This window comes from Mycobacterium sp. (assembly GCF_035697385.1).
Classification (GTDB): domain Bacteria; phylum Actinomycetota; class Actinomycetes; order Mycobacteriales; family Mycobacteriaceae; genus Mycobacterium.
In genome coordinates, this window is sequence record NZ_DASSCY010000051.1 from 1 (window position 1) to 8884 (window position 8884).

Here is an 8884-nt window from a genome sequence, read left to right on the forward strand (position 1 = left end):
GTCGGCGGGGCCGAACGCGGTGTTGCGGCCCTCGCTGAAGACCGCGAAGGTGATGTCACGGGAGTGCAGGTAAGACAGCTCGCCGACCTGGCTGAGAAACAAGGTGCAGCCTTCGCACTGCTCGGGCGCGGGCCGCCCGGGCCACCACATGAAGTAGTAGGCGATGAGCTGCATGCGCCCTTCGAACGCATCGAGCAGGGTGAGCGGCCCGTTGGGCCCGAGCAGCTCGAGGGCGGGATCAACCTCGACCATGGGGAGGCGCCGGCGGGCCGCGGAGATCGCGTCGCCTTCCCGGGTGTGTGCCTTCTCCCTGGCCCTCAGTTTGTCGAGTTCGGCCTGGAAGGTGGCTCGGTCAACGACCGCAGGCGCACCGAGGATTGGTGATTCATCGTTCATGGCTGCATTCTCTCCGCCGCCACGTGTGTCCGAGGGGGGACTTGAACCCCCACGCCCGTTAATAGGGCACTAGCACCTCAAGCTAGCGCGTCTGCCATTCCGCCACTCGGACCTGCTCTGGGCAGCTAAGGCTAACGGATTCCGCAGCCCAGACCCAAACCCAACCGCCACTGCAATGGTAGGAAAGGTGACTGTGACGCCTCCCCCCGAAGTCGAAGCCGAAGTGGTTGACCTCGTCAGCGCGCTCATCCGCTTCGACACGTCCAATACCGGCGAGCCCGAGACCACAAAAGGCGAGGCCGAGTGTGCGCGGTGGGTGGCCGAACAGCTCGAAGAAGTCGGCTACGAATGCGAATACATCGAGGCCGGAGCCCCTGGCCGGGGCAACGTGTTCACCCGCCTGCGCGGTGCCGACCCCAGCCGCGGCGCCCTGCTGCTGCACGGGCATCTCGACGTCGTGCCCGCCGAGGCTGCGGACTGGAGCGTGCACCCGTTCTCCGGCGCGGTCGAGGACGGCTATGTGTGGGGCCGCGGTGCGGTCGACATGAAGGACATGTGCGGGATGCTGATCGCGATCGCGCGGCATTTCAAGCGTTCCGGCACAACGCCGCCGCGAGACCTGGTGTTCGCCTTCCTCTCCGATGAAGAGGCCGGTGGCAAGTTCGGCTCCCAGTGGCTGGTCGACAACCGGCCTGACCTGTTCGAGGGCGTCACCGAGGCCGTCGGTGAGGTCGGCGGATTCTCGCTGACCGTGCCCCGCAAGGGCGGAGGAGAACGACGGCTGTACCTGGTCGAGACCGCGGAAAAGTCGATGATGTGGATGAAACTCAGCGTCCGCAGCCATGCCGGGCACGGGTCGATGATCCACGACAACAACGCCGTCACGGCGGTCGCCGAGGCCACGGCGAAGCTGGGCCGCCACCAGTTCCCGGTCGTCATGACCGACGCCGTCGCCCAGTTCCTCGAGGCGGTGACCGAGGAAACCGGGTACAGCTTCGACGTGAACTCACCGGACCTGGAGGGGTCGATCGCCAAGCTGGGCCCGATCGCCAGGGTCGTCGGCGCCACGCTGCGCGACACCGCCAATCCGACGATGCTGAAGGCCGGCTACAAGGCCAACGTCATCCCGGCCACCGCGGAGGCGGTGGTGGACTGCCGCATTCTGCCCGGCCGACAGGCCGCGTTCGAGCGGGAAGTCGACGAGCTGATCGGCCCCGACGTGACGCGGGAATGGATCACCGCCCTGCCGTCATACGAGACCACCTTCGACGGCGACCTGGTGGACGCGATGAACGGCGCGATTCTCTCCCTGGACCCGGACGCGCGGATCGTTCCCTATATGCTTTCCGGTGGCACGGATGCAAAAGCGTTCGACCGCTTGGGAATTCGTTGCTTCGGATTCGCGCCCCTTCAACTGCCGCCGGATCTGGATTTCACTTCACTGTTCCACGGCGTCGATGAGCGGGTACCCGTTGACGCGTTGAAGTTCGGCACCAAGGTTCTCGAGCATTTCCTGCGACACTGCTGACCACCAGAAAGGACAATCATGGCGTTTGATTACAACCCCTACGAGTTCCTGCCCAAGCTGCCGACGTTCACGTTGACATCGGAGTCGGTCACCGACGGGCAACCGCTGGCCAATGATCAAGTCAGCGGCATCATGGGTGCCGGCGGATCCGACATCTCACCGCAGCTGAGCTGGTCGGGGTTCCCCGAGGAAACCCGCAGCTTCGCGGTCACCGTGTACGACCCCGACGCCCCGACCGCATCCGGCTTCTGGCACTGGGCGGTCGCCAACCTGCCCGCGACAGTCACCGACCTGCCCGCAGGCGTCGGCGACGGCAGCAGTAGCGGATTCCCCGGCGACGCAATCACTTTGGCCAACGACGCCGGCCTCAAGCGCTACGTCGGTGCGGCACCGCCGCCGGGACACGGTGTGCACCGGTACTTCATCGCCGTGCACGCCGTCAAGGTCGAGAAGCTGGAGATCGACGGGGATGCCAGCCCGGCGTATCTGGGATTCAACCTGTTCATGAATGCGATCGCCCGCGCCGTCATCCACGGCACCTACGAACAGTCGTAACTCCCCACCGCGAGCGACCGTGTTTGTACGTCGACACGCCGTCGAACGGTGGCATTTTGTGGTCACTCGCGGGGTAGGGATGGTGCGCTAACGCAACGCCGAGCCGACAGCGTCGGCAAAGGAGGTGAAGCCGCCCTCATGCAAGCGGCGCGCGATGCCGTCGTGAATGTGCTTGGCCCACAGGCCGCCGCCGTACACGAAGCCCGTATAGCCCTGCAGCAGCGAGGCGCCCGACGTGATGCGGTCCCACGCGTCGTCGGCCGTCTCGATTCCGCCGACGCTGATCAACACCAACCGGTCGCCGACGCGCCGGTACAGCCGCCGCAACACCTCGGCGGATCGCTGCGCAACCGGCGGGCCGGAAATCCCGCCAGGCCCGAGCTCGCCGACGCCGGGCGTGTTGAGGCCGTCGCGGCTGATGGTGGTGTTAGTGGCGACGATGCCGGCAAGCCCCAATTCGACTGCCAGATCCGCGATCTCGTCGACGTCGGCGTCAGACAGGTCCGGGGCGATCTTCACCAGCACCGGCGTCGTCGTCTCGGCTTTCACCGCGGCAAGGATCGGCCGCAACGACGAAACGGCTTGCAGATCACGCAGCCCCGGGGTGTTCGGTGAGCTGACGTTGACCACCAGAAACGCCGCCAACGGCCCGACCAGCCTCGCGCTCTCCGCGTAGTCGGAGACCGCATGTTCGGCAGGCGTGGCCTTCGTCTTGCCGATGTTCACCCCGATTGGCACGGTTGGCAATCCACGGGCCAGCCGCAGCGCCAGTTCGCCCGCGCCGTGGTTGTTGAACCCCATCCGGTTCAGAAGCGCACGGTCGTCGGGCAGCCGGAACATTCGCGGCGACGGGTTGCCGGGCTGGGCCTGCGCTGTGACGGTGCCGACCTCGGCGTAGCCGAAACCCAGTGCTCCCCAAGTGTTTAGGCCGCTACCGTCCTTGTCGAAGCCCGCGGCCAGCCCCAGCGGCCCTGGGAACCGCACCCCAAACACCGTGCTGGCCAGCACCGGATCACGCGGTGCCAGCCAGCGCGTCAACGCCCGGCGCGTCAGCCCCATCGCGGTAACACCGCGGAATAAGGCGAACACCCACGTGTGAATGCGTTCGGGGGCAACCAGGAACAGTGCCCGCCGCAGCGCGCGATACATCGCTACAGCCCCGGTTGATCCGGGACGCGCAACCTGTCTACGGCGGTTTTCTTGCGGCGCAGCAGCACTCGCCTGCTGCCGTCGGTATACAACCGGACGCGGGTGAGCTCCCAGCCGCGGTACTCGGCCTCGATCGACAATCGGGTGGATGCGCTGATGCGTGTCAGGTCGGGCGGCAGCCGCAGCGGGATCCACTCGTACTCGTCGGAGAGATCTTTGTCCCAGCCCTCTGGCATCCGCCCGCGGTGCATCGCCGTCATCTGATCACCGCCGCATCGGAGATCACCTGCACACCCGCTCCCGAGCCCGACACCACATACAGGGTGCCAGACGCTTCGTCGAAGGCCAGGGAGTTCGGCTGCTGCACGGTTCGATAGCGCACCTTCTCGACGGGGATACCGGTGGCCAGATCGTAACCAACCACGGTGTTCGTCGCCGTCTGCGACACCCAAGTCAGCTTCGACGATCCGACCAGCCCGTACGGGGCGCCGCGCACGGGGTATCGCTGACGCAGGATCAGCGGGTCGACGCCGAATGCCAGCAGACTGTCGCCACGGGTATCGGTGACCAGCACCCGGCCCGCGGGATCGACAGCCATCGTGGTCGCTCCCTCGCCGGCCCGCAGCGAGTGCTTGGCGTCGGATCCGCTGGCGTCGACGGTGGTCACCGACGTCTGGCCGCGGTCAAGAACGACGGTCGTATTTCCTTGTGTGACAAGGGCATCCACTCGCGCAAAAATCTTGAGGGACGCGTCGACGGCGTTTTCGGAGCTCAACGTGAACACCGCGCCGTCGGCGCTGCCAAGCACCAGCTTGCCGTCGGCGCGGCGCGCGATCGCGGTGAACTCGGTGGCCTGCTGGCCCTCGACGTCAACCCGATCGGCCGTGCCGGCGCGCAGATCGACCCGAAAGTAGCCGCCTCGGGTGGATACAAACAACCGCCCCTCGTTGTCGCCCGCCATGGCCGTGGCCGGCCCGGGCAGCGGCACCGAGTCCGGAGTCCCCGTCACGCCGAGCGTCATCAGCGTCCCCTTGCCGTCGACGGCGGGGGCCAGGACCGCCAGCAAACCCGTGGCAGGGTCGAAGACCGCGGCTTGCGCCTTGGCGTCCAGCGGCCGCACGATGCCGGCCGGATCCCCGGTAACCGGGGGAGACACTGCCGCTTGAGCTGGCACGATGGTCGGCGGTGGGTCGTCGGCGGCGGGATTCGACGAGCATCCAGCGATACCCACAATTGCCAGCGCGGCCACGCACGAGCGAACTAGCTGAGCTAGGCGGTTTAGGCAGGGCAACAATGGGTAGCTCTCGATCGTGCGAATAGTACGGCTAACGAAACAGTCTAGGCAGACCGCTCGCCGCGGATTACAAACCGCTTGTCGTGGCGCGGACATGTACTCCCCGTCCGGGGGCCTAACCCGGGTTATGGTGCGAGCATGACCCTCGCGGCAGACCGGGAGTTGGGCAAACAGGAGTTTGCTGTCGAGGACATCTGGACTGGTATACACGCCAGTGGATTTGGCCATGTCGGCGACGGACGGCCCTTCTCCTTTCGCGTCGAAAAGCAGATGCTGCTCGTGGAGCTCTACCGTCCGCGGCTGAGCGGGCCCGTTCCGCAGGCCGAGGACGTGGTCGCGGTCGCGACTCGCAAGCTCACCGACATCGACCTCACCGACGAGCGCAGCCTCACGGCCGCCGTGCGTGATGCGGTGGCCGACGCGCAGCCGGTGGCGCGACCCAGCCGCTGACAACACCCCACGGTACGGTCGTCGTCGTGACGGACGTCCCGGCAATGTCGTGGGTGCAGGTAATCGTTCTCTCGGTATTGCAGGGACTCACCGAATTCCTGCCTGTGTCGTCGTCCGGCCATCTGGCCATCGCCTCGAGGGTGTTCTTCGCCGACGACGCAGGCGCGTCGTTCACGGCCGTCACCCAACTCGGCACCGAGTTCGCGGTGTTGCTGTACTTCGCGCGCGACATCGGCCGCATCGTCAAGGCGTGGTTTGGCGGCCTGTTCGACGCGGCGAAACGCAACGCCGACTACCGGATGGGCTGGTACGTCATCATCGGCACGCTCCCTATCGGCGTGTTCGGGTTGCTGTTCAAGGACGAAATCCGCACGGGCGCACGCAATCTCTGGCTGATCGCGATTGCGCTGGTCGGTTTCTCGGTCGTCATCGCCGCAGCCGAGTACTTCGGCAGGCAGCAGCGTCACGTCGAACAGCTCACGTGGAAGGACAGCATCACCGTGGGCCTAGCGCAGTGTCTTGCCCTGGTGCCGGGCGTCTCGCGGTCCGGCGCGACGATCAGCGCGGGACTGTTTCTCGGCGTGGACCGCGCCACCGCCGCCCGCTTCGGCTTCCTGCTGGCCATCCCGGCCGTCTTTGCATCCGGCCTGTTCTCCCTGCCCGACGCGTTCCATCCGTCCGGTGAGGGAATGAGCGCCAGTGGGCCACAGTTGTTGGTGGCGACACTGATCGCGTTCGTGATCGGGTTCGCCGCGGTGGCGTGGTTCCTGCAGTTCCTCGTCAGGCACAGCATGTACTGGTTCGTCGGGTATCGCGTGCTGCTGGGCACGATGGTGTTGATCCTGCTGTCGACGGGGGTGGTGGCTGCAACATGACCGATGAGCGCTTGCGCGAAGAGACGACATGACCGTCATCTTGCTTCGGCACGGCAGATCGACGTCGAACACCGCATACACCCTGGCCGGCCGCTCGGACGGCGTCGACCTGGACGACAAGGGCAGGGAACAGGCGGACAAGGTCGTCGCCAGAATCGGCTCGCTACCCATCCGCGCGATCGTGCGGTCCCCACTGCTGCGCTGCCGGCGCACGGTGGAACCGTTGGCCGCCGCGCTGGGTCTGGACCCCGTGGTCGACGAACGGATCTCCGAGGTCGATTACGGCTCCTGGACCGGCCGCAAGATCGGCGATCTCGTCAAGGAACCGTTGTGGGCGGTGGTTCAGCAGCAGCCCAGCGCTGCGGTGTTCCCCGGCGGTGAAGGCCTGGCCCACGTCCAGGCCCGCGCCGTCGCTGCGGTGCGAGAGCACGACCGCAGGCTGGCCGAGCAGCACGACGGCGACGCGCTGTGGGTTGCCTGTACACACGGCGACGTGATCAAGGCCGTAGTCGCTGACGCGCTCGGCACGCACTTGGACAGCTTTCAGCGCATCACCGCCGATCCCGCGTCGATGAGTGTGATCCGTTACACCGCGCTGCGCCCGTTCGTCATTCACGTCAACCACACCGGAGACCAACTCACCGCCGGTCTGCTGGCCAAGCCGCCCAAGGCCGACGCTCAGGCCGAGGGCAAGGACGGCGAGGTGCCGCCAGAAGATGCGGTTGTCGGCGGCTCGACCGATTGAGGCACTCGTCGTGCAATTACGGCTGACGTGCCATTGCCGGTATTTTGGAGGATGCCATGCCCCGCGCAATTCACGTCTTCCGTACACCCGACCGCTTCGTGGCCGGGACCGTCGGGCAGCCGGGAAACCGGACTTTTTACCTGCAGGCGGTGCACGACAAGCGCGTGGTGTCGGTTGTGCTGGAGAAGCAGCAGGTGGCGGTGCTCGCCGAACGGATCGCGGCGCTGCTACTGGAGATCAACCGCCGATTCGGCACACCCATCCCGCCCGAGACCGATATCGAGGACCTCAGCCCGCTGGTCACTCCCGTCGACGCCGAATTCCGCGTCGGGACCATGGGTCTTGGCTGGGACTCGGAGGCGCAGACGGTCGTCGTGGAACTCCTCGCGGTATCCGAGACCGAGTTCGATGCTTCGGTGGTGCTCGACGACGCCGAAGAGGGACCCGATGCGGTACGGGTCTTCTTGACACCGGAGTCCGCGCGCCAGTTCGCGACGCGTTCCAACCGCGTCATCTCCGCCGGTCGCCCCCCTTGCCCGTTGTGCGACGAACCGCTGGACCCCGAGGGCCATATCTGCGTGCGCACCAACGGCTACCGGCGCGGCGCCTTAGCGGGGTCCGACGATGACGCCGAGTCCTAGCGCCGCCCCAGATGACAGCGAGGTGTTGCGGCGCGGCGAGCTAACCGTCATCGGACGAATACGCTCCGCGAGTAACGCCACCTTCCTGTGTGAGGCGAATCTCGGTGAGCGGCAAGCGCATTGCGTGTACAAGCCGATCGCCGGTGAGGCGCCGCTGTGGGACTTTCCTGACGGCACGCTGGCGGGCCGCGAGCGTGCCGCCTATCTGGTTTCGGACGCGACGGGCTGGAACATCGTGCCCTACACCATTATTCGCGACGGACCCGCAGGGCCGGGCATGCTGCAGCTGTGGGTGGACCAGCCCGGTGACGAGGTCGGCGATGAGCCCGCAGGTGGGCCCGATCTGGTCGACCTGCTGCCCGCGGGCCACGTCCCCGCCGGATACCTCGCCGTGTTGCAGGCCTACGACTACGCCGGCGACGAGGTCACCCTGGTGCACGCCGACGACGTGCGGCTACGCCGGATGGCCGTCTTCGACGTGCTGATCAACAACGCCGACCGCAAGGGCGGTCACATCCTGTCCGGTGTCGACGGGCAGGTCTACGGCGTCGACCACGGGGTCAGCCTGCACGTCGAGGACAAGCTGCGCACCGTGCTGTGGGGCTGGGCCGGAAAGCCCGTCGACGACGAGACGTTGGATACGGTTGCGTACCTGCGTGACGGCCTGCGAGGCGAACTCGGTCAGCAGCTGTGCGAGCACATCACCGACCGGGAGATCGATGCTCTGCACGCCAGAACCCTTGCGCTACTTGACAATCCGGTAATGCCCACACCCGACCGGCGGCGGCCCATTCCCTGGCCGGCGTTCTGATGACGCTGACGGATGCGGCGCTGGCCGCCGAGGTGGCCCGCGACGCAGGGAAATTGCTGCTGGCGGTGCGCGAGGAGGTCGGTTTCTACGACCCGTACGACCTCGGCGACGCCGGAGACAAACGGGCCAACGTCTTGATCTTGGACCGCCTGAGTCAGGACCGGCCCAACGACGCGGTGCTGTCCGAGGAGGCCGTCGACGACCTGTCCCGGGTGCACGCCGACCGGGTCTGGATCGTCGACCCGGTGGACGGCACCCACGAGTACTCCCGGCCAGGCCGCGATGACTGGGCCGTGCACATCGCGCTGTGGCAGCGCGACGGCGGTCCGGACGGCGGCATCACCGACGCCGTGGTCGGGCTCCCGGCCCGCGGCGAGGTCTATCGCACCGACACCGTCACCGCTCCGCCGCCGCGGGGCGACGGTCCGATCCGCATCGCC

12 protein-coding genes and 1 tRNA gene are annotated in these 8884 nt (G+C 66.8%); 8 read left to right on the forward strand and 5 right to left on the reverse strand.

Translation table 11 applies throughout. The features are described 5' to 3' along the window. Both VFH65_RS04660 and VFH65_RS04665 read right to left on the reverse strand, forming a co-directional pair. Positions 1-396 (reverse strand): DUF899 family protein (locus tag VFH65_RS04660; RefSeq protein WP_353319976.1); only part of this gene is annotated, 396 nt, incomplete at its 3' end. 26 nt (positions 397-422) lie between these two features. After that, a tRNA-Leu gene (locus VFH65_RS04665) sits at positions 423-508 on the reverse strand. A gap of 63 nt (positions 509-571) precedes the next feature. On the opposite strand from VFH65_RS04665, the gene VFH65_RS04670 reads away from it, so the two are divergent. Together VFH65_RS04670 and VFH65_RS04675 are read left to right on the forward strand one after the other, a co-directional pair. Next, positions 572-1924: a M20/M25/M40 family metallo-hydrolase gene (locus VFH65_RS04670; RefSeq protein WP_353319978.1), complete on the forward strand. Its 1353-nt coding sequence runs from the start codon at positions 572-574 to the stop codon at positions 1922-1924. Between the two features lie 18 nt (positions 1925-1942). Then, positions 1943-2479 carry a YbhB/YbcL family Raf kinase inhibitor-like protein gene (locus VFH65_RS04675; RefSeq protein WP_353319979.1) on the forward strand — a complete coding sequence of 179 codons (537 nt, stop codon included), beginning with the start codon at positions 1943-1945 and terminating at the stop codon, positions 2477-2479. 87 nt (positions 2480-2566) lie between these two features. Here the strand turns inward: VFH65_RS04675 and VFH65_RS04680 are convergent, their stop codons facing one another. Genes VFH65_RS04680 through VFH65_RS04690 form a run of 3 tightly spaced genes read right to left on the reverse strand, consistent with a single transcriptional unit; the run spans position 2567 to position 4946 of the window. Beyond that, a complete protein-coding gene (locus VFH65_RS04680) occupies positions 2567-3628 on the reverse strand; it encodes a quinone-dependent dihydroorotate dehydrogenase (protein WP_353319981.1) in 1062 nt (353 codons plus the stop codon). A 2-nt stretch (positions 3629-3630) separates the two neighbouring features. Beyond that, a complete protein-coding gene (locus tag VFH65_RS04685) occupies positions 3631-3888 on the reverse strand; it encodes a DUF5703 family protein (RefSeq protein ID WP_353319982.1) in 258 nt (85 codons plus the stop codon). After that, entirely contained in the window at positions 3885-4946 is a 1062-nt protein-coding gene (locus VFH65_RS04690; RefSeq protein WP_414688357.1) for a YncE family protein, read from the reverse strand. The genes VFH65_RS04685 and VFH65_RS04690 overlap by 4 nt, the downstream gene beginning before the upstream one ends. 114 nt (positions 4947-5060) lie before the next feature. Here VFH65_RS04690 and VFH65_RS04695 point away from each other — a divergent pair, with 114 nt between their 5' ends. The 6 genes from VFH65_RS04695 to VFH65_RS04720 all read left to right on the forward strand — a co-directional run. Then, on the forward strand, positions 5061-5372 hold the full coding sequence (locus VFH65_RS04695; protein ID WP_353319984.1) for a hypothetical protein: 312 nt from the start codon (positions 5061-5063) through the stop codon (positions 5370-5372). 44 nt (positions 5373-5416) lie between these two features. Continuing rightward, positions 5417-6247 (forward strand): undecaprenyl-diphosphate phosphatase, encoded by an 831-nt coding sequence (locus VFH65_RS04700; protein WP_353319991.1) that lies wholly within the window; start codon positions 5417-5419, stop codon positions 6245-6247. Between the two features lie 28 nt (positions 6248-6275). After that, positions 6276-6992, forward strand: coding sequence for a histidine phosphatase family protein (locus VFH65_RS04705; RefSeq protein ID WP_353319986.1), 717 nt, complete (start codon positions 6276-6278; stop codon positions 6990-6992). 56 nt (positions 6993-7048) lie between these two features. Beyond that, positions 7049-7633 carry a DUF3090 domain-containing protein gene (locus VFH65_RS04710; RefSeq protein WP_353319987.1) on the forward strand — a complete coding sequence of 195 codons (585 nt, stop codon included), beginning with the start codon at positions 7049-7051 and terminating at the stop codon, positions 7631-7633. Further along, entirely contained in the window at positions 7617-8444 is an 828-nt protein-coding gene (locus VFH65_RS04715; protein ID WP_353319988.1) for an SCO1664 family protein, read from the forward strand. Before VFH65_RS04710 ends, VFH65_RS04715 begins: the two co-directional genes overlap by 17 nt. Beyond that, the coding region (locus VFH65_RS04720; protein ID WP_353319989.1) for an inositol monophosphatase family protein at positions 8444-8884 on the forward strand (441 nt) is incomplete at its 3' end. The genes VFH65_RS04715 and VFH65_RS04720, both read left to right, overlap by 1 nt.

Excerpts from the sequence above, each read along its gene's own strand:
- VFH65_RS04670 (WP_353319978.1), top strand. The coding sequence starts at position 572 with ATGGTAGGAAAGGTGACTGTGACGCCTCCCCCCGAAGTCGAAGCCGAA.
- VFH65_RS04675 (WP_353319979.1), top strand. The coding sequence starts at position 1,943 with ATGGCGTTTGATTACAACCCCTACGAGTTCCTGCCCAAGCTGCCGACG.
- VFH65_RS04680 (WP_353319981.1), bottom strand. The coding sequence starts at position 3,628 with ATGTATCGCGCGCTGCGGCGGGCACTGTTCCTGGTTGCCCCCGAACGC.
- VFH65_RS04685 (WP_353319982.1), bottom strand. The coding sequence starts at position 3,888 with ATGACGGCGATGCACCGCGGGCGGATGCCAGAGGGCTGGGACAAAGAT.
- VFH65_RS04695 (WP_353319984.1), top strand. The coding sequence starts at position 5,061 with ATGACCCTCGCGGCAGACCGGGAGTTGGGCAAACAGGAGTTTGCTGTC.
- VFH65_RS04700 (WP_353319991.1), top strand. The coding sequence starts at position 5,417 with ATGTCGTGGGTGCAGGTAATCGTTCTCTCGGTATTGCAGGGACTCACC.
- VFH65_RS04705 (WP_353319986.1), top strand. The coding sequence starts at position 6,276 with ATGACCGTCATCTTGCTTCGGCACGGCAGATCGACGTCGAACACCGCA.
- VFH65_RS04710 (WP_353319987.1), top strand. The coding sequence starts at position 7,049 with ATGCCCCGCGCAATTCACGTCTTCCGTACACCCGACCGCTTCGTGGCC.
- VFH65_RS04715 (WP_353319988.1), top strand. The coding sequence starts at position 7,617 with ATGACGCCGAGTCCTAGCGCCGCCCCAGATGACAGCGAGGTGTTGCGG.